Below are 18,101 nucleotides of genomic sequence, written 5' to 3' on the forward strand. Positions count from 1 at the left end.
CGCCGCCTAGGCTGGCCGGCATGACCGCGAGCCCGCCGCCCCGCCCGCTGCCCGACCTGGTGCCGTCGCTGCGGGCGGACCTCGAGGCGGCCGGCTTCACGGTCGACGGCATCGCCGAGGCCCTGGGGCCGGTCGCCAACGACGCGCTCGGCCGTGAGCAGATGCTGCCCGCGGACCTGGCCACCCGCGACGCCGGCAGCCCGGTGGCCACGCTGGTGCGGCTGTTCTCCCTGGGCCGGCCCGTTGCGCCAGAGGCGGTCTCGCGGGTCTTCGCGCGGACGGGGCTGGACGGCCTCGAGCGGATCGGGCTCGTCAGCGTCGCCGACGGGGCGGTCCGCGCGACCTGCGACCTGCACCCCCACGCCGACGAGACCCATGCGTGGTGGCTGGCCTCCGACCTGTCCGAGATGGCCACCGGCACCACGCTGTCGCCCGACCACGTCCTCGGCATCGGCGGCGCGTCGACGACCCTCGCGGCCTGGACGCCCCGGCCGCAGGTCGACCGGGCCCTCGACATGGGCACCGGCTGCGGGGTCCAGGCGCTGCACCTGTCCGCCCATGCGGGCTCGATCGTGGCCACCGACCTGTCGGAGCGGGCGCTCGCCTTCGCCCGGTTCAACGCCGCGCTGAACGGGCTCGACCTCGACCTGCGGGCCGGCAGCCTCTTCGAGCCGGTGGCGGGCGAACGCTTCGGGCTGATCGTGAGCAACCCGCCCTTCGTCATCACCCCCCGCGTCGCCGACGTGCCGCTGTTCGAGTACCGCGACGGCGGGATGGCCGGCGACGCCCTCGTCGAGGCCGTGGTGCGCGGCATCGGCGAGCACCTCGAGCCCGGCGGCATCGGGCAGTTTCTCGGCAACTGGGAGGTCCCCGCGGGCGCCGACTGGCGCGAGCGGGTGCGCGGCTGGCTGGAGGGCACCGGCCTGGACGCGTGGGTCATCCAGCGCGACGTGCAGGACCCCGCGCAGTACGCCGAGCTCTGGGCCCGCGACGGCGGCCACGTGCCGGGCATGCCCGGCTACGAGGCCCTGTATGCCGCGTGGCTGGCCGACTTCGCGGCCCGCGGCGTCGCGTCCGTGGGCTTCGGGGTGGTGACGGTGCAGCGGCCGGCGACCGACCGCGATACCTGGGTGGAGCTGGTGGAGGAGGCCGGGCCGGTGTCCTCCCCGATGGGCCCGGCGATCCTGGCCGGCGTGCGGGCACGCACCTGGCTGGCCGACCACGGTGACTACGGGGTGCTGACCTCCGCGTGGCGCTGCGCCGAGGACGTCACCGAGGAGCGGCACTCCCGGCCCGGCGCCGAGGACCCGAGTGTCATCGTCGTCCGGCAGGGCAGCGGCCTGCGCCGGGCCGTGCGGGTGGACACCGTCATGGCGGCCTTCGTCAGTGTGTGTGACGGCGAGCTGACCGCCGGGCAGGCACTCGGCGCGATCGCCGCGCTGCTCGACCTCGACGCCGCCGAGGTGCAGCGGGAGGCGCTGCCGGCGATCCGCGAGCTCGTCGCCGACGGCTTCCTGCTCCTGGCCTGACCGCCCTGACCGGCCCGATCCGGGCCGGCCGCCCCGGGGCGCTCAGCGCTCGTGGGGGAGGACCGCCTCGGGTGAGGCCAGCGCGTCGCGCCAGACGAGCCACTTGCGCTCGACCTCGGCCTCGATGTCGATGCCGTGGTGCCGGGCCAGGAGCAGCGTCTGGCACAGCACGTCGGCCACCTCGGAGCGGAACGCCGCGTCGAGCTCGTCCGGCGTCAGGCCCTTGGTGCGGGCCTGGCCGTCGCGCATGAGCTGGGCCTGGGTGAGCTCACCGACCTCCTCCTGCAGCTTGAGCAGGAACCACGTGGCGTCCCGGTCGATGCCGAAGCGTTGGGCGTAGACGTGGGAGATCTGCTCGACCTGGTCGGTCAGCGCGTCGAGGTCCATGGCGCGCCACTGTGCCATGGACCTCGCGTCGACCCCGGGTCTGCCCGCCGACCCGGGGTGTGTGACTCGAGCCCGCCGGGCGCCCACGGGGTCGCGGGGGCAAATCCCGGGATCGTGGGCAGGTCCCGGGGCGAGCGAGGTGGGGCGAGGGTCGGGCGGCGCGCGGCGGGGCTCAGTTGAGCTGCCAGGAGCGCTTGGACAGGCCGTACCAGAAGCCGTCGATGACGGACTGGTTGTCGGGCGTGCCGGTCTCGAACGCGGCGCCCAACGACACGAACAGCGGCGCGAAGTGCTCGGTCCGCGGGTGGGCGCGCCGCGCCGCCGGGGCCTTGTGCAGGAAGTCCATCAGCGCGTCGACGTCGCCGGCAGCCATGACCTCCCGGGCCCACGCGTCGAACTCGGTCGACCAGCCCGGCGCGGGGGAGTCGGCCGGCAGCCGGGGGTTGAACTCCGAGAGGTTGTGCGTGGTGAACCCCGACCCGAGGATCAGCGTCCCCTGCTCGCGCAGCGGCGCCAGGGTGCGGCCGATCTCGAAGAGCCGCTGCGGGTCCAGCGTCGGCATCGACATCTGGAGCACGGGGATGTCGGCCTCGGGGTACATCTCGACCAGCGGCACGTAGGCGCCGTGGTCCAGCCCGCGCCGGGTGTCCTGGTGCACCGGCGTGGCGGGGGAGTGCAGCAGCTTTGTGACGTCGGCGGCGAGCTCGGGTGCGCCGGGCGCGTCATACGTCACCTCGTAGTAGCGCTGCGGGAAGCCCCAGAAGTCATAGACGAGCGGCACTGCCGTCGTCGCGGACAGCGCGAGCGGCGCCTCCTCCCAGTGGGCGGAGACCACGAGGATGTTGGTGGGGCGCGCCATCCCGGCCGACCACTGCGCGAGCTCGCGCGTCCAGGTCTGGTCGTCCGCCAGCGGCGGCGCTCCGTGGCTGAGGTAGAGCACCGGCATACGGCTGTCAGGGGTGGCTTCGGTCACCTGACCAGCATACGCGCAGGTCGGTTTAATATTCAACTACATGTCCGTTCCGTGCGTGACGCAGATCCCGGTATGTCGGGACACAAGTCCCCTTTCCGGCCTGCCGCGGTTCGTGGTGCCCGATTCCATGCCTTACCGTCTGAGACGCATGACCCCGTCCGAGCAGCGACGAATCCGCTGCACGAGGTCCTGTGAACCGAAAGTGGGGTACCCATGAGCAGCACCACAGGCCGTCGCCTGGTCATCGTCGAGTCGCCCGCCAAGGCCAAGACGATCGCCGGCTACCTGGGCAAGGACTACGACGTCGAGGCCTCGGTCGGCCACATCCGCGACCTGCCCAACCCCAGCGAGCTGCCGGCGGACATGAAGAAGGGGCCCTACGGCCGGTTCGCCGTGGACGTCGACAACGGCTTCGACGCCTACTACGTGGTCGACCCCGACAAGAAGAAGAAGGTCGCCGAGCTCAAGCGGCTGCTCAAGGACGCCGACGAGCTCCTGCTCGCCACTGATGAGGACCGCGAGGGCGAGGCCATCGCGTGGCACCTGCTCGAGGTCCTCAAGCCCAAGGTGCCGGTCAAGCGCATGGTGTTCCACGAGATCACCAAGGAGGCGATCCAGCGCGCCGCCAACGAGACCCGCGAGCTCGACACCCGCCTCGTCGACGCCCAGGAGACCCGGCGCATCCTCGACCGCCTCTACGGCTACGAGGTCTCCCCGGTGCTGTGGCGCAAGGTCCGCCAGGGCCTGTCGGCCGGCCGCGTGCAGTCCGTGGCCACCCGCATGGTCGTCGAGCGGGAGCGCGAGCGGATGGCGTTCCGCAAGGCGTCCTACTGGGACGTCGAGGGCGACTTCGCACCTCAGGGCTCGGCCGGTCAGGCCTTCACCGCGCGGCTGACCACGGTCGACGCCAAGCGCGTCGCGACCGGCCGCGACTTCGGTGACGACGGCCGGCTCAAGGGTGCCAACGTCGTCCACCTCGACGAGGCCACCGCCCACGCGATCGCCGAGGGCGTGCGGGCCGCCGCCGTCGCCGTCACCGACGTGCAGGAGAAGCCCTACACCCGCCGTCCGTCGGCGCCGTTCACCACCTCCACGCTGCAGCAGGAGGCCAGCCGCAAGCTGCGCCTGTCCAGCAAGAACGCCATGCGCGTGGCCCAGCGGCTCTACGAGAACGGCTACATCACCTACATGCGTACGGACAGCACCACGCTGTCCGAGGCCGCGACCACCGCGGCCCGCAGCCAGGCCCGCGACCTGTATGGCGCGGAGTACGTCCCCGACGCGCCCCGCCGCTACGAGGGCAAGGTCAAGAACGCCCAGGAGGCGCACGAGGCGATCCGCCCCGCGGGTGACCGCTTCCGCACCCCGGCCCAGGTCGCCGGCGAGCTGCGCGGCGAGGAGTTCGCGCTCTACGAGCTGATCTGGAAGCGCACCGTCGCCTCGCAGATGGCCGATGCCCGCGGCTCGACCGCCACGGTCAAGCTCGGCGCCACCCTGGCAGACGGCCGGGTGGTCGAGTTCTCCGCCAGCGGCACCGTCATCACCTTCCGCGGCTTCTTGGCTGCCTACGAGGAGGGTCGCGACGACGAGGCCGTGGCCAAGGCCGAGCGCGCCGACGAGGAGCGTCGCCTGCCCAAGCTCAGCGTGGGTGTCGCGCTCGAGGTGCTGCGTGCGGAGGCCGACGGCCACGAGACCAGCCCGCCCGCGCGATACACCGAGGCGACCCTCGTGAAGGCCATGGAGGAGAAGGGGATCGGGCGACCGTCGACCTACGCGGCGACGGTCGGCACGATCCAGGACCGCGGCTACGTGCGCAACCGTGGCTCGGCGCTGATCCCGACCTGGCTGGCGTTCGCGGTGACCCGCCTGCTGGAGGAGCACTTCCCCAAGCTGGTCGACTACGACTTCACCGCGGCCATGGAGGAGGACCTCGACCGCATCGCCGGCGGCCAGGAGGGCCGGGTCGACTGGCTCAAGCGCTTCTACTTCGGTGACGAGGCCACCTCCGCGGAGGGGCTGCGCCACCTGGTCGACGACCTCGGGGAGATCGACGCCCGCGAGATCTCCACGATCGAGATCGGCGACGGCATGGTCGTGCGCGTCGGGCGCTACGGCCCCTACGTCGAGGAGGTCGTGCCCTCCGGGGTCGACGCCACGACCGGCGAGGTCGCCGAGGGTGCCGCGACGGAGACCCGTCGCGCCACGATCAACGACGAGGTCGCCCCGGACGAGATGACCCCGGAGAAGGCCCGCGAGCTGCTCGAGGCCGCGGCCGACGACGGCCGGGTCCTCGGCCAGGACCCCGAGACCGGCCGCGACATCGTCGCCAAGGCCGGCCGCTACGGCCCCTACGTCACCGAGGTGCTGCCGGAGGAGCTGGCGGCCCTCAAGGGCAAGAGCAAGATCAAGCCGCGCACGGCCAGCCTGTTCAAGGACATGGACCTCGCCACGATCGAGCTCGACACGGCGCTGCAGCTGCTCAGCCTGCCCCGGGTCGTCGGCAAGGACCCCGAGAACGGCGAGGAGATCACCGCCCAGAACGGTCGCTACGGCCCCTACCTGAAGAAGGGGACCGACTCGCGCTCGCTGACCTCCGAGGCGCAGCTCTTCACGATCACCGAGGAGGAGGCGCTCGCGATCTACGCCCAGCCCAAGCAGCGCGGCCGGGCGGCGACGGCGCCGCTGAAGGAGCTCGGGAACGACCCCGTGTCGGGCAAGCCGATGGTGGTCAAGGACGGCCGCTTCGGCCCCTACGTCACCGACGGCGAGACCAACGCGACCCTGCGCAAGGACGACGACCCCGAGTCGATCACCCCCGAGCGCGGCGCCGAGCTGCTGGCCGAGAAGCGGGCCAAGGGCCCGGCGACCCGCAAGCGGGCGGCCAAGAAGACGACCGCGAAGAAGACGACGGCGAAGAAGACGACGGCCCGCAAGACCGCCGCGAAGAAGACCGCGGCCAAGAAGGCCTGACCCTGCTGTCGGTGGCCGGCCCTAGCGTCGGCCACCATTAGGACACCAGTTCGACAGCAGGAGTGGGCGATGGACCTCGACGACGCGCGGCGGATGGGCCGGGCACTGATGGACCGGCACGGCCTCGGGCACTGGCAGCTCGTGTTCGACAACGCCAAGACCCGGGCCGGGGTGTGCCGCCCGGCCCGGCGCCAGATCGGGCTGAGCCGGGCCATCACCGCACTGCACAGCGAGGACGAGGTCCGCGACACCGTGCTGCACGAGGTCGCCCACGCCCTCGTCGGGGCCGAGCACGGCCACGACGCTGTGTGGCGGGCCAAGGCCCTGGAGATCGGCTGCTCCGGCCAGCGGTGCGTGTCCCCGGACGCCGCCCGGCCCCCGGCGCCGTGGACCGGCACGTGCCCGGCCGGGCACACGACGAGCCGGCACCGCCGACCCACCCGGGTCGTCACCTGCGGGCGCTGCTCGCGCACGTTCGACCCCCGCCACGTCGTGGAGTGGCGGCTGCGGGGCCAGGTCGTGCCGATGGACCCCGGCTACGACCGCGAGCTGGCCCGGCTGCGGCGGCGGGCAGCCGCTCCCGCCGAGCCCGTGGCCGCCCGCGGTGCCGGTCCGGCGGGCTCGCACGCACCGGCCGAGGCGGTGGCGCTGCCGGTCGGCGCGACGGTGCGGGTGGGTGGCTCCGGCCGCTACGCCGGGCTGACGGGGGTCATCGAGAAACGGGCCCGCACGCGCTACCACGTGCGCACGCGGCTGGGCCTGCTGACGGTGCCGTTCCCCATGGCCGAGCCGATCTGAGCCACCCGCCACCCCGATGAGCCGGCAACACGGCATACCGGGAAAGGGTGTTGACCCTCACGCGACGTGAGGGCCCATAGTCGAGCCATGACCGGGACGACGCGGGTGGGTGAGGCCCTGACGGTGGGGCAGGTGGCCGAGCGGTTCGGCGTGACGGTGCGGACACTGCACCACTACGACGAGATCGGGCTTCTGACGCCGAGCGGACGCACGGCGGCGGGCTACCGGCTCTACACCGGGGGCGACGTCACGCGCCTGCAGCACGTGGTGGTCTACCGCCGGCTCGGGTTCGCCCTGGAGGACATCGCCCTCCTGCTCGAGCACCCCGACTCGGTGGAGTCCCACCTGCGTCGTCAACGCGCAGCGGTCATGTCCCGGCTCGACGAGATGCGCGATCTCGTGACGGCCATCGACCGAGCACTGGAGCGAGAGATGAACAACCAGCCAGCCACGCACGACGACATGTTGGAGCTCTTCGGGGAGGGCTTCTACGACAGCCAGGCCGAGGCGGAGGAGCGCTGGGGCGAGACCGACGCCTGGAAGCAGTCGCAGCAGCGCACGAAGCACTACACCAAGGCCGACTGGGCCGAGGTCAAGGAGGAGAGCGACGCGCTGCACGCGGCGTTCATCGCGGCGATGGACGCCGGGGAGCCTCCGACCAGCACGGCCGCGATGGACGCGGCCGAGGCGCACCGGCTGCACATCGACCGCCGGTTCTACGCGTGCTCGCCCGAGATGCACCAGGGCCTGGCCGACCTCTACGTCAGCGACCCGCGGTTCACGGCGACCTACGACGAGATCCGTCCCGGCATGGCGCACTACGTCCACGACGCGATGTACGCCAACGCCGCGCGCGCCACGGGGTCGGCGAGCTAGGCCTCCTCGGGGGCGCTCTGGCCTAGGCTCACGGTGTGAGCCAGCCAGAGCACTCCCCGACGGCGGGTTTCGCCGGCGACGTGCGCGGTGTGCTCGCCATCACCTCGTTCCGCCGGCTCTGGGCCACCTTCGCGCTGTCCAGCTTCGGGGACTGGCTGGGCATCCTCGCCACCACCTCCCTGGCCGGCACGCTGGCCACCAGCCCTGCCACGGAGTACCTCGCCGTCTCCGGCATCTTCATCCTGCGGCTCGCGCCGGCCATCATCTTCGGCCCGCTCGCCGGGGCCCTGGCCGACCGGTTCAGCCGACGGACCGTGATGATCGTCGGCGACGCGCTGCGGTTCGTGCTGATCGCCACGATCCCCCTCGTCGGGACCCTGTGGTGGCTCTACGTCGCGACGCTGCTCATCGAGTGCGTCGGCCTCTTCTGGGCGCCCGCCAAGGAGGCGGCGATGCCCAACTTCGTGCCCCGCGACAAGCTGGAGACCGCCAACCAGCTCAGCCTCGTCGCCGACTACGGGACCGCACCCGTGGCCGCGCTGCTGTTCTCCGGCCTGGCCCTGGTCAACGCCCCGCTGCACGCGGTCATCCCCGGGCTCGACGCCTCCGGGGACTACCTCGCGCTCTGGGTCGACGCCCTGACCTTCCTCGTGAGCGCGGTCGTCGTCTGGACGATCACCTTCCCGCCGGTGGCCCACGAGGTCAGCGCCCGAGCCGAGACGCTGTGGCGCACGATCGTCGACGGCTGGGAGTTCGTCGTGCGCACCCCGCTCGTGCGCGGCCTGGTCGCCGGGATGCTCGGCGCCTTCGCGGCCGGTGGCCTGGTCATCGGCCTGGCCCAGCGCTTCGTCAAGGACCTCGGCGCGGGCGCCGCCGGCTACGGCGTGCTCTTCGCCATGGTCTTCCTCGGGATGGCGCTGGGCATGGCGCTCGGGCCGAGGTTCCTGGCCGGATTCTCCCGGCGGCGACTGTTCGGCCTGTCCCTGACCGTCGCCGGAGCGGTGATGGTCGTGCTGTCGCTGATCCCCAACATCGTCATCGTCGCCCTCGTGACCGTGGTCCTCGGCGCCGCCGGTGGCGTCTCGTGGGTCTGCGGCTACACCCTGCTCGGGCTGGAGGTCGAGGACGAGGTCCGCGGCCGCACCTTCGCCTTCGTCCAGTCCCTCGTGCGGGTCGTCCTCGTCGGAGTCCTGGCGGCGGCGCCGCTGCTTGCCGCGGGCTTCGACAGCCTGCTCAACCTGCCGTTCACCATCAACATCGGCACCGTCAGCCTCACCTACACCGGCGCCATGGTCACGTTCTTCGTGGCCGGCATCGCCACGATCATCACCGGCGTCCTCGCCTACCGGCAGATGGACGACCGCAAGGGAGTCCCGCTCTTGAGCGACCTCAGCGACGCGCTGCGCACCAACACCAACCACCACGCACGACCCCACCACACGGGCGCCGCCGCGAGCACCGGAACGCCCACCGCCGCGGAGGTGCACGCCGCGTCCCCGGCTGCCCTGCCCGATGGCGACCACCCGGCATACGGGGAGCTGCCCGGGCTGTTCATCGCACTGGAGGGGGGCGACGGCGCCGGCAAGTCCACCCAGGGCGCGTTGCTGCGCGAGTGGCTGGAGTCGCTCGGGCGCACCGTGGTCGTCACCCGCGAGCCGGGCGGAACGCCTGCGGGACAACGGATCCGGGAGATCGTGCTGCACGGCACGCACATTGCGCCGCGCGCCGAGGCGCTGCTCTATGCCGCCGACCGGGCGCACCACGTCGAGACGGTGGTCGTGCCGGCGCTGCGTCGCGGCGACGTGGTCATCACCGACCGCTACGTCGACTCCTCGGTGGCCTACCAGGGGGCCGGGCGGGACCTGGGCGCGCAGGAGGTGCTGCAGCTGTCGCGGTGGGCCACGTGCGGACTTCGCCCGGCGCTGACGGTGCTGCTGGACGTCACCCCCGAGGTGGGGCGGGCCCGGCGCGGCGACGTCCACGACCGGCTGGAGTCCGAGCCGGACGCGTTCCACGCGCGGGTGCGCGAGCACTACCTCGAGCTGGCGGCGGCCGAACCCGAGCGCTACCTCGTGGTGGACGCCGCCCTCCCGCCGGAGGAGATCCACCGCCGGGTGAGGGAGCGTCTGGGCTCACTGGTAGAAGTGCACCCATGAGCGTCTGGGAGCAGGTCGTCGGCCAGGACAGCGCCGTCGACACGCTGAGCCGTGCGATCCGCGAGCCCGGCTCCATGACGCACGCCTGGCTGCTGACCGGTCCACCCGGCTCCGGGCGGTCCGTCGCCGCCCGGGCGTTCGCCGCCGCGCTGCAGTGCCCCGAGGGTGGCTGCGGCACCTGCCGGGAGTGCCGCACGGCGGTCGACGGCACCCACTCCGACGTCACCGTGCTGTCCACCGAGGGCCTGTCGATCAAGGTCGAGCAGGCCCGCGACCTCGTCGCGCTCGCAGCCCACCGGCCCTCGGTGGGGCCGTGGCGGGTCATCATCATCGAGGACGCCGACCGGCTCACCGAGCGCGCCGCCGACGCCCTGCTCAAGGCCCTGGAAGAGCCGGTCGCACGCACCGTCTGGGTCCTGTGCGCGCCCTCGCTGGAGGACGTCATCATCACCATCCGCAGCCGGTCCCGGCACGTGCGGCTGCGCACCCCTCCGGTGGAGGCGGTCGCCGAGCTGCTGGTGCGCCGCGACGGCGTCGACGAGCCGATGGCGATGTATGCCGCCCGCGCGGCCCAGAGCCACGTGGGTCTGGCGCGGCGGCTCGCCAAGGACGAGGGGGCCCGGATCCGCCGGCGCGACGTCATCCTGCTGGCCGGCAAGATCCGCACCGTCGGCGACGCGGTCGGGGCCGCCGCCGACCTCGCCGCGATCGCCGACGAGGAGTCCTCGGCCTCCTCGGGTGAGCGAGACGCCGCGGAGAAGGCCCGGCTCATGGAGACCCTGGGGGCCGACGCGTCGTCGCGCACCCAGCCGCCGCACGTGCGCTCGCAGATCGCGGCCCTGGAGAAGGAGCAGAAGACCCGGGCCACCCGGTTCGCCCGGGACGTGGTGGACCGCTCGCTGGTCGACCTTCTGTCGGTCTACCGCGACGCCCTGATCGTGCGGTGCGGCACCCCGGTCGCCCTCGTCAACCAGGACATGGCCGACCAGGTGCGGCGCCTGGCCCAGGTGATGACCTCCGAGCAGCTGCTCGGTGCGATGGACGCCATCGGCCTGGCCCGTGAGCGGATCGACGCCAACGTCGCCCCGCTGCTGGCGCTGGAGGCGATGGCGATCTCCCTGCGGCTTCCTCGCTGAGAGCGCGCTGAGCCGCGGTCGTCCGGGCTGTGGCCGGCGTTTGCCCCGGTGGTGGCCGTTCGGGATACCGTCAGGTTCGGCGCAGCGCGAGACGAGGGAGTCACGGACGTGAGGTTCACGGGGGCTATCGGGGCCGCGGTCGCGGTCATGCTCACCACATCGGCATGCGCGGTCATCCCGTTCGTGTCCCACGACGACAACAAGGGCTCGACCAGCTCAGGGTCGGCATCTGTGGCCCCGCAGCCGCCGCCCACCGGCCAGGAGTCGCTGGCGAAGTTCTACTCCCAGAAGCTGGCCTGGCGGGACTGCGGCAACTTCCAGTGCGCCCGCATGACCGTGCCGGTCGACTACGCCAAGCCGGACGGCGAGACGGTCAAGATCGCCGTGCTCAAGGTGCCGGCGCGGGGGACGTCCAAGGGCTCGCTCGTGGTCAACCCCGGTGGCCCGGGCGGCTCGGGCGTGGAGTACGCCGCGAACCCCGACAGCGTTGCCAGCCCAGCCGTGCTGCGCTCCTACGACCTGGTGGGCTTCGACCCGCGCGGGGTCGGGTCCTCCTCGCCGATCACCTGCCTCGACGACCGGGAGCTCGACAGCTTCCTCGGCGCCGACCCGACGCCGGACAACCAGGCGGAGGAGCAGCGCTTCGTCCAGGGGGCGAAGGACTTCGCCACGAAGTGCAAGGAGAACGGCGGCCCGCTGCTGGGGCACGTCTCGACCATCGAGGCGGCCAAGGACATGGACATCCTGCGGGCGGTCCTCGGGGAGAAGAAGCTCAACTACCTCGGCAAGTCCTACGGCACGTTCCTCGGGGCGACCTACGCCGACCTGTTCCCCCAGCTGGTCGGGCGCTTCGTGCTCGACGGCGTCGTCGCCCCGGACCTGACCTCCAGCGAGGTCAACGCCGGTCAGGCCGCGGGCTTCGAGACGGCCACACGGGCCTACGTGCAGGACTGCGTCTCCGGCGGCGGTTGTCCGCTGGGCAGCTCCGTCGACGCCGGGATCAAGCGGCTGCAGGACTTCCTCAAGCAGGTCGACGCCAAGCCGATCCCGATCCGCGACCCCGACGTGCACCAGCTCACCGAGGGGTGGGCCTCGCTGGGCATCGCTGCCGCGATGTATGACCAGGGGGCCTGGAGCCAGCTGACCGACGCCCTGAGCGCGGCCTTCAACGGCGACGGCAACCCGTTGATGCGCCTGGCCAACCTCTATGCCGAGCGCAACCAGGACGGCACCTACAACGGCAACCTCATGCAGGTCATCTACGCGGTGAACTGCCTGGACCGCAAGGACAGCTCGGACACGGCGCACTACGAGGCCGAGGCCCGCAAGGACTCGGTCGCGGCGCCGACCTGGGGGCCGTTCCTGGCGTGGAGCTCGGTGCCGTGCGGCTACTGGCCGGTGCCGGCTAACAACGCGCCGAAGAAGATCTCGGCGGCCGGCAGCGGCCCGATCGTGGTCGTCGGCACCACCCGCGACCCGGCCACCCCTTACGCGTGGTCCCAGCGCCTCGCGTCCGAGCTGGCCAACGGGCACCTGGTGACGTTCAACGGCGACGGCCACACGGCATACATGCGGGCCAACTCCTGCCTGGACGGCGCGATCGACGCCTACCTGCTCAAGGGGACCGTCCCGAAGGCCGGGCTGCGCTGCTGAGTGCCGCCTCCTGAGGGGCCGCGACGGGCCTCCGTCCGGGTCCCGCGGTGCTGGTCGTGACGCGCCGCGGGCCCGGTTCGGAGATTCGGGACATCTTCCGTATACTCGTCGCTCGTGCCCCTCGGGTCACTTGCCGCCTTAGCTCAGTCGGCCAGAGCGATTCACTCGTAATGAATAGGTCATCGGTTCGATTCCGATAGGCGGCTCCACCACAGAAGCGCCCTCCTCGCGAGGGCGTTTCTGCTGTTCAGGGAAGTCTCCGCGCGGCGCATACGCTGGCGCCATGGGGGAGATACGCGACCGCATCGCGCGAGCACTTGGCCGGCAGCGACGACGGGGAGGCGGCGAACGACACCAGGCGGACCGGGCAGGTCGAGCGAGCCGGCATCGCCTCCAAGGCACCACGAGCGACGGGATCCGCGTCGACCAGGTGTTCTGGTACGGAGCGGTCGACATCGACCCGGGCAACCTGGTCGTGTGGGTGCTCCTGTCCGGCTCCCCGGACGACCAGCTGCCCGAGTGGTACTTCCCGGTGGAGGGGCAGCTCGGCGGGACGCAGGAGAACCTGGGCCGGCCGCTGCGCACCTGGCTGGAGCAGCTGCGCGACGCCGTGCAGGAGGAGTTCGCCAAAGTCGGCTGGCCCGACCCCCGGCACGTCAGCGTCGGCTTCGACAGCAGCCACCGCGTCGAGCAAGGCGGTGGGTGGGCCTACTTCAAGTAGCCGGTAGCGCCCGCCGGGCGCCTGTCGCGGCGACGGTGCGCGCCAGGAGAACCCGGCTGCAGGCAGCGTCCAGGAGGCCGGCGCGCTTTGCTGCCAACCGTGTTGCCCGCGGCCATCAGCATTGCTGCCCCGGGCGTAGGTGCGTGCACTAGCTAGCGTCGGGCCGGTGGCTGCGGCCGTCCGAGGAAGAACCACAGCAGCGCCCCGGCGGCATTCCCCAGCACCAGGACGACGAGCCACACCGGCCTGGGAAGCGTGCGGATGTCCCGCTCGTCCGTCCTGGTGAAGTCGACGAGGCACCAGGCCCAGAACCCGATCGCGACCACTCCGACGAGCAGCGGCGCCCACATCTGCACGCTTCCGTCCACCCCGGCATCCTCGCAGCGCCAGCCCGCTCGTGTTGGCGATCCGGCGCGGGGAAGGGGCGACCCGCCGGGCTGCGCGCCGCTGGGCCACGGTTGACTCCAGTGGGAAACCAACCCCAGGCAGGAGGGCACCATGCACCACGACGAGCTCGACGCCCACCGACCCCTGGTCATGATCGGTGACAGCATCACCGACGCCGACCGGGACCAGGACGCCGACGGCCTCGGACAGGGCTGGGTCCGCCGCGCCGCGGACGCCCTGGCGGCGGCCGGAGACTCCCGGCGCGTCATCAACCGCGGCATCAGCGGCGACCGGGTGTGCGACCTGCGCAGCCGCTGGCAGCGCGACGTCATCGAGCTCAATCCGGCCGTGCTCACCGTCCTGATCGGGGTCAACGAGGCGTGGCGGCGCTACGAGGACGGGATCGCGACCAGCGTCGAGGAGTTCGAGCAGGACTACAGGGCCATCCTGGCTGCTGCGCAGCGGGAGTGCGCTCCGCGGCTCATCCTGATGGAGCCGTTCCTCACCCCCACGGACGCCTCGCGACAGGGGTGGCGCGAGGACCTCGACCCCAGGCGAGTGGTCGTGGCCGGGCTCGCCGACGAGTTCGGGGCGCAGTTCGTCCCCCTGGACACACTCATGAACCAGGCCCCCGGCGGCGTGGGAGGGGACGACCTCGCCCCGGACAGCGTCCACCCCAGCCCGGCCGGCGCCCGGGTCATCGCCGACGCGTGGCTGGCGGCCTACAGCCACCTCTGAGCCACGCGCAGGGCGCCGGGATTCGAGGGACCGGCCGCGGGATAGAACGCATGTTCGATACGCTGGGCCCATGACCGACGTGCCACGGCTCGCCAAGCGCCAGCCCCGCAGCCTGGCGCCCGAGCAGCTCGGCAACCTCGACGTCACGACGGCGGCGCAGCCCGCACGGGTCATGGCCTGGGTCGTCTGGGAGGACGGGGTCGAGGAGCTCGTGCGCGCCCACGCCATCGCCTGGACCAAGCGGGCCGTCCGCGTCACCTGGGGTGCGCCGCCCCACGTCTACCAGACGTGGGTGTGGGCCGGCGCGGTCGAGCGCGCCTGAACCTCGCGGGACAGACAGGTATGCCGCGCGCCCGGTGGGCACGCGGCACACCTGCTGCTCGGGTCGGGAAGGGTCAGCTGCGCTTGTCGCTGACCTCGTCGATGCGGCCGAGCGCGATGCGCGTGATGTTGAGCAGGGAGAGGGTGTCCGGCGAGAAGTAGCCGTTGTGGCCGTGGGCCGTGCCCGTGGGCAGGCGGCGGGCGCCGAAGCCCGGGTCGGTGGGGTCGGCCCCGTGCCCGAGGTCGCCGATGGTGGTGTGCGGCACCATCGAGATGGGGTCGTCGGGGGCGGTCCCGGCCCAGATCCGCGGCTTGGCGTGCAGCTGCCCGACGGTGCTGACGTCCATGCCCGGCGCGCCGACCGCGACGATGTCGCGGGCCTTCATCGTCGATGCGGCGTGGGCACACACGACGGCCCCGTAGCTGTGGCAGACGACGCTGACGTCGGTCAGTCGGGACAGGTGGTTCACGTAGCTGGAGAGGCGCGGTGCGCCCTGGATCGCGCGGGCGCTCTCGGCGGCGTCTAGGTCCACGGTGGTCGGCGCGTCGTAGTCCAGCCACACCACGACCGCGGTGCGGGTGTGCGGGTCCATGGCGTTGGCCTCGGCCAGGATGCCGCGGGCCTGCACGGCCGGGTGGCGGCGCGTCGCCTGCGACTCGTCCAGCAGCGTCGCGCCGTTCCAGCCCACCCCTGGGACGAGCACCACGACGTGCTGGGCGTGGGCCAGGTCGCCGAAGGCCTCGACGACGTGGCCCTTCTTGTCGTTGAGCAGCACGTCGCCGTGAGGTGCGCCGGTCATCGCGGGCAGCGAGTCGACGTCCTCGGAGAGGCTGTGGGCCACGGCCGGCGTCGCATTCAGGGCGAGCACGGCCAGCGCAGAGACGATCAGGGTGGGCAGGCGTTTCACGGGCGTCGAGGATCCTCGGCGTCGGGGGCGCGGACCGCGTGCGGCGGCTCAGACGGGCATGGCACAAGCCAACCCGTCGGGCGGCGTGGGGACCGCCCTCGCAGGGGGGACTGGCGCTCGAGTTTAGCCGGGATCGGCTCTGAACCGGGCATCCGGAAAGGCCTCAGGGCCCTTGTCAGGACGGCCTCGGCCTGCTCCAGCCCCGTGGCCGGCTGCCTGCGGGTATGACCTTGGACACCAGGATCGAGGGGGTCGGCCCGCGCGGGACCATCTGCCCTGCACCGCGCCCGGCCGGTCGGGCAAGGCTGCTGGCAGGAGGTGCGACATGGACGTCGTGATCGTTTACGAGAGCCTGTTCGGCAACACGCACGCCATCGCGGAGGCGATCGGGGAGGGGGTCCGGCACGCCGACCAGCACGCCCGCGTGCGCCTGGTGCGGGCCGGCGAGGCCACGCCCGACGACGTCCGCGACGCCGACCTGGTCATCGTCGGCGGCCCGACCCACATCCGGGGGATGACCTCCGGGCGCAGCCGCCGGTCGGGGCTGGAGGGCGAGGAGAAGAAGGCCGAGGGCAAGGGGCTGCACCTCGACGCCGAGCCCGGGGCCGAGGGGCCGGGGCTGCGCGACTGGTTCGGCACCCTGCCCCACGTGAGCCGGGGCCACCGGGCCGCGGCGTTCGACACCCGGTTGGGCTCCCACCTGGCCGGGGGTGCCGCCCACGGCATCGCCCGCCGGCTGCGCCACCACGGCTATGAGCTGGTGGCCCCGCCCCAGGGCTTCGTCGTCGAGGGCACCGAGGGGCCGCTGAGCAAGGGGGAGCGGGCCAGGGCCCAGGCGTGGGGCGCCTCGCTCGTGCCGGCCCCCGCGCCGGCGAAGGCCTGACCGAGAAGACCCTGCCCGTCCGCGCGCCAGCCGCGCCATGCGCGCCAGGCGGGACAGGCGAGGTCGGCACGCGCGTCGCGTGCAGACCTCGACCGTGACTGCTCAGGCGCCCGGCTGCGCGCCGGTCTCCCCGGCACTGCGCACCCGGGCGAGGACCGCATCGGCGACCGCGCCGGGCTCGCGCTCGGGCAGCCAGTGCCCGGCGTCGAGCTCGATGAACTCGTAGGGCCCGGCCACGAACTCGGCCGTCTTCTCGGCGGCCGGTCGGTCGAGCGCGATGTCGTGCCGCCCCCACACGTAGGTCGTCGGCACGCGGGTCCGCCCGCCCCCGCCGCCGGCGCGCATCGTCGCCGGGATCCCGCGGTACCAGCCGAGGGCCGCAGTGAGCGCCCCCGGCTGAGCCAGCCGCGCGACATACCGTTGGGCCTGTTCGGCCGGCACCCCGCTGCTGCGGAGGAACCCCGGCAGCCGCGGGGCGAAGAGGCGCTCGGGCAGCCAGGGGAGCTGGAAGAAGAGCATGTACCAGCTGGTCAGTGCCTGACGGGTGTGGGTCCACGCCCACCGCATCGCCGCCGGGTGCGGGGTGGACAGGACGGTCAGGGAGGCGACCCGGTCCGGGTGCAGGTTCGCCAGGGACCACGCGGCACTGCCGCCCCAGTCGTGGCCCACCACGTGCGCGCGGTCCACCCCGGCAGCGTCGAGCAGCGCGACGAGGTCATCGCTTACCTCACCCATCCGGTATGCCGCCCGGTCCCGCGGGCGAGCCCCGGGGGAGTAGCCGCGCAGGTCCGGAGCCTGGGTGCGCAGGCCGGCGGCGTGCAGCAGGGGTGCGACCTCGTCCCACGCGGTGTGGTCCTGGGGGAAGCCGTGCAGCAGGAGAACCGTCGGGCCCTGCGCCGGGCCGGCGTCGAAGACGTCGAAGGTCAGGCCGTCACGCTCGTACTGCCACATGAACGCACCATAGGACGAGCGGGGACCGGGCGCGCGAGGGGCGGATGGCGTGCGAGGGGCGCCCGTGCAGGAAATGGACCTCGCGGGAAATGGACCTCGTCGCCGGGCTGTTGACCCTCAGATGGACAACGGTCAGGGCAGCAGCAGTCGCAAGGCGATGGAGCCGACACGGGAGCCGGCGCGGGATGCGGCAGGGGACGACGCGCAGTGGGAGGGGGTCGCACGCTCGGCGCTGGAGGCGGACCGGGCAGGGACGCTCGCCCGCATCCGGGACCTCGGCCACGACGTGGAGGGGATGATCGAGGCGGCCCGGGACGTCTCCACCGACGACGAGCACGACCCTGACGGCTCGACGATCGCCTTCGAACGCGCGCAGGCCACGGCGTTGCTGGCCCAGGAGCGCGAGCACCTGGCGGACCTGGACCGGGCGGACGAGCGGCTGCAGGACGGCAGCTACGGGCGGTGCGAGCGCTGCGGGGCGCCGATCGGGCGAGCACGCCTGGAGGCCCGGCCGACCGCCCGCACCTGCATCGCGTGCGCCTCGGTCCGCCGCTGACCGCAGCCGGTCACTGACCTCGGCTGGCCGCCGACCGGGTCGTGGCTGCGCCACGTGTGGCTGCCCCGCGCATGGGAGGGGGCGCGTCCCCTGCGGCCGCGCCCCCGAGCACGAGTTCCGTCGATGCCGGCGATCAGCGTGCTCACCCACCCGTACCC

Annotated in this window: 17 protein-coding genes and 1 tRNA gene; 13 read left to right on the forward strand and 5 right to left on the reverse strand. The window is 72.8% G+C overall.

Annotated features, from left to right (window positions below):
* The first annotated feature begins 20 nt into the window (after nucleotides 1–20).
* A complete protein-coding gene (locus AC3ANM_RS13410) occupies nucleotides 21–1,529 on the forward strand; it encodes a DUF7059 domain-containing protein (RefSeq protein ID WP_488284915.1) in 1,509 nt (502 codons plus the stop codon).
* 42 nt (nucleotides 1,530–1,571) lie between these two features.
* On the opposite strand, the gene AC3ANM_RS13415 is transcribed toward AC3ANM_RS13410, so the two are convergent.
* Both AC3ANM_RS13415 and AC3ANM_RS13420 read right to left on the reverse strand, forming a co-directional pair.
* Entirely contained in the window at nucleotides 1,572–1,934 is a 363-nt protein-coding gene (locus AC3ANM_RS13415; protein ID WP_488284916.1) for a pyrophosphatase, read from the reverse strand.
* Between the two features lie 154 nt (nucleotides 1,935–2,088).
* Entirely contained in the window at nucleotides 2,089–2,862 is a 774-nt protein-coding gene (locus AC3ANM_RS13420; protein WP_488287953.1) for a dioxygenase family protein, read from the reverse strand.
* A 240-nt stretch (nucleotides 2,863–3,102) separates the two neighbouring features.
* Between AC3ANM_RS13420 and topA the strand changes: the two genes are divergently transcribed.
* From topA to AC3ANM_RS13460, 8 genes are all read left to right on the forward strand, one after another.
* Nucleotides 3,103–5,859 carry a type I DNA topoisomerase gene (topA, locus tag AC3ANM_RS13425; RefSeq protein ID WP_488284917.1) on the forward strand — a complete coding sequence of 919 codons (2,757 nt, stop codon included), beginning with the start codon at nucleotides 3,103–3,105 and terminating at the stop codon, nucleotides 5,857–5,859.
* Nucleotides 5,860–5,928: 69 nt separating this feature from the next.
* Nucleotides 5,929–6,657, forward strand: a complete 729-nt coding sequence (locus AC3ANM_RS13430; RefSeq protein ID WP_488284918.1) for a SprT family zinc-dependent metalloprotease — start codon at nucleotides 5,929–5,931, stop codon at nucleotides 6,655–6,657.
* An 87-nt stretch (nucleotides 6,658–6,744) separates the two neighbouring features.
* Entirely contained in the window at nucleotides 6,745–7,533 is a 789-nt protein-coding gene (locus tag AC3ANM_RS13435; protein WP_488284919.1) for a MerR family transcriptional regulator, read from the forward strand.
* A 35-nt stretch (nucleotides 7,534–7,568) separates the two neighbouring features.
* Complete coding sequence (gene tmk, locus AC3ANM_RS13440) at nucleotides 7,569–9,689, forward strand: dTMP kinase (RefSeq protein ID WP_488284920.1); 2,121 nt, start codon at nucleotides 7,569–7,571, stop codon at nucleotides 9,687–9,689.
* Complete coding sequence (locus AC3ANM_RS13445; RefSeq protein ID WP_488284921.1) at nucleotides 9,686–10,825, forward strand: DNA polymerase III subunit delta'; 1,140 nt, start codon at nucleotides 9,686–9,688, stop codon at nucleotides 10,823–10,825. The genes tmk and AC3ANM_RS13445 overlap by 4 nt, the downstream gene beginning before the upstream one ends.
* A gap of 147 nt (nucleotides 10,826–10,972) precedes the next feature.
* Nucleotides 10,973–12,478 carry an alpha/beta hydrolase gene (locus tag AC3ANM_RS13450; protein ID WP_488284922.1) on the forward strand — a complete coding sequence of 502 codons (1,506 nt, stop codon included), beginning with the start codon at nucleotides 10,973–10,975 and terminating at the stop codon, nucleotides 12,476–12,478.
* A 132-nt stretch (nucleotides 12,479–12,610) separates the two neighbouring features.
* A tRNA-Thr gene (locus AC3ANM_RS13455) sits at nucleotides 12,611–12,687 on the forward strand.
* 221 nt (nucleotides 12,688–12,908) lie between these two features.
* Nucleotides 12,909–13,199: a hypothetical protein gene (locus AC3ANM_RS13460; protein WP_488284923.1), complete on the forward strand. Its 291-nt coding sequence runs from the start codon at nucleotides 12,909–12,911 to the stop codon at nucleotides 13,197–13,199.
* A 152-nt stretch (nucleotides 13,200–13,351) separates the two neighbouring features.
* On the opposite strand, the gene AC3ANM_RS13465 is transcribed toward AC3ANM_RS13460, so the two are convergent.
* Nucleotides 13,352–13,567 (reverse strand): PLDc N-terminal domain-containing protein, encoded by a 216-nt coding sequence (locus AC3ANM_RS13465; protein ID WP_488284924.1) that lies wholly within the window; start codon nucleotides 13,565–13,567, stop codon nucleotides 13,352–13,354.
* A gap of 130 nt (nucleotides 13,568–13,697) precedes the next feature.
* On the opposite strand from AC3ANM_RS13465, the gene AC3ANM_RS13470 reads away from it, so the two are divergent.
* Nucleotides 13,698–14,324: an SGNH/GDSL hydrolase family protein gene (locus AC3ANM_RS13470; protein WP_488284925.1), complete on the forward strand. Its 627-nt coding sequence runs from the start codon at nucleotides 13,698–13,700 to the stop codon at nucleotides 14,322–14,324.
* A gap of 70 nt (nucleotides 14,325–14,394) precedes the next feature.
* On the forward strand, nucleotides 14,395–14,646 hold the full coding sequence (locus AC3ANM_RS13475; RefSeq protein WP_488284926.1) for a hypothetical protein: 252 nt from the start codon (nucleotides 14,395–14,397) through the stop codon (nucleotides 14,644–14,646).
* A gap of 73 nt (nucleotides 14,647–14,719) precedes the next feature.
* Here AC3ANM_RS13475 and AC3ANM_RS13480 read toward each other — a convergent pair whose 3' ends face one another.
* A complete protein-coding gene (locus AC3ANM_RS13480) occupies nucleotides 14,720–15,553 on the reverse strand; it encodes an alpha/beta hydrolase (RefSeq protein WP_488284927.1) in 834 nt (277 codons plus the stop codon).
* 325 nt (nucleotides 15,554–15,878) lie between these two features.
* On the opposite strand from AC3ANM_RS13480, the gene AC3ANM_RS13485 reads away from it, so the two are divergent.
* Nucleotides 15,879–16,436, forward strand: coding sequence for a flavodoxin family protein (locus tag AC3ANM_RS13485; RefSeq protein WP_488284928.1), 558 nt, complete (start codon nucleotides 15,879–15,881; stop codon nucleotides 16,434–16,436).
* Between the two features lie 102 nt (nucleotides 16,437–16,538).
* On the opposite strand, the gene AC3ANM_RS13490 is transcribed toward AC3ANM_RS13485, so the two are convergent.
* Nucleotides 16,539–17,387 carry an alpha/beta fold hydrolase gene (locus tag AC3ANM_RS13490; RefSeq protein WP_488284929.1) on the reverse strand — a complete coding sequence of 283 codons (849 nt, stop codon included), beginning with the start codon at nucleotides 17,385–17,387 and terminating at the stop codon, nucleotides 16,539–16,541.
* A 121-nt stretch (nucleotides 17,388–17,508) separates the two neighbouring features.
* Between AC3ANM_RS13490 and AC3ANM_RS13495 the strand changes: the two genes are divergently transcribed.
* Nucleotides 17,509–17,943: a TraR/DksA family transcriptional regulator gene (locus AC3ANM_RS13495; protein ID WP_488284930.1), complete on the forward strand. Its 435-nt coding sequence runs from the start codon at nucleotides 17,509–17,511 to the stop codon at nucleotides 17,941–17,943.
* The last annotated feature ends 158 nt before the right edge of the window (nucleotides 17,944–18,101 follow it).

The sequence above is a fragment of the Oryzihumus sp. JJN4-3R genome (assembly GCF_057747915.1).

Excerpts from the sequence above, each read along its gene's own strand:
- AC3ANM_RS13485 (WP_488284928.1), top strand. The coding sequence starts at position 15,879 with ATGGACGTCGTGATCGTTTACGAGAGCCTGTTCGGCAACACGCACGCC.
- AC3ANM_RS13445 (WP_488284921.1), top strand. The coding sequence starts at position 9,686 with ATGAGCGTCTGGGAGCAGGTCGTCGGCCAGGACAGCGCCGTCGACACG.
- AC3ANM_RS13490 (WP_488284929.1), bottom strand. The coding sequence starts at position 17,387 with ATGTGGCAGTACGAGCGTGACGGCCTGACCTTCGACGTCTTCGACGCC.
- AC3ANM_RS13415 (WP_488284916.1), bottom strand. The coding sequence starts at position 1,934 with ATGGCACAGTGGCGCGCCATGGACCTCGACGCGCTGACCGACCAGGTC.
- AC3ANM_RS13475 (WP_488284926.1), top strand. The coding sequence starts at position 14,395 with ATGACCGACGTGCCACGGCTCGCCAAGCGCCAGCCCCGCAGCCTGGCG.
- AC3ANM_RS13495 (WP_488284930.1), top strand. The coding sequence starts at position 17,509 with ATGGACAACGGTCAGGGCAGCAGCAGTCGCAAGGCGATGGAGCCGACA.
- AC3ANM_RS13420 (WP_488287953.1), bottom strand. The coding sequence starts at position 2,862 with ATGCCGGTGCTCTACCTCAGCCACGGAGCGCCGCCGCTGGCGGACGAC.
- AC3ANM_RS13450 (WP_488284922.1), top strand. The coding sequence starts at position 10,973 with ATGCTCACCACATCGGCATGCGCGGTCATCCCGTTCGTGTCCCACGAC.
- AC3ANM_RS13435 (WP_488284919.1), top strand. The coding sequence starts at position 6,745 with ATGACCGGGACGACGCGGGTGGGTGAGGCCCTGACGGTGGGGCAGGTG.
- topA (WP_488284917.1), top strand. The coding sequence starts at position 3,103 with ATGAGCAGCACCACAGGCCGTCGCCTGGTCATCGTCGAGTCGCCCGCC.
- AC3ANM_RS13410 (WP_488284915.1), top strand. The coding sequence starts at position 21 with ATGACCGCGAGCCCGCCGCCCCGCCCGCTGCCCGACCTGGTGCCGTCG.
- AC3ANM_RS13470 (WP_488284925.1), top strand. The coding sequence starts at position 13,698 with ATGCACCACGACGAGCTCGACGCCCACCGACCCCTGGTCATGATCGGT.
- AC3ANM_RS13430 (WP_488284918.1), top strand. The coding sequence starts at position 5,929 with ATGGACCTCGACGACGCGCGGCGGATGGGCCGGGCACTGATGGACCGG.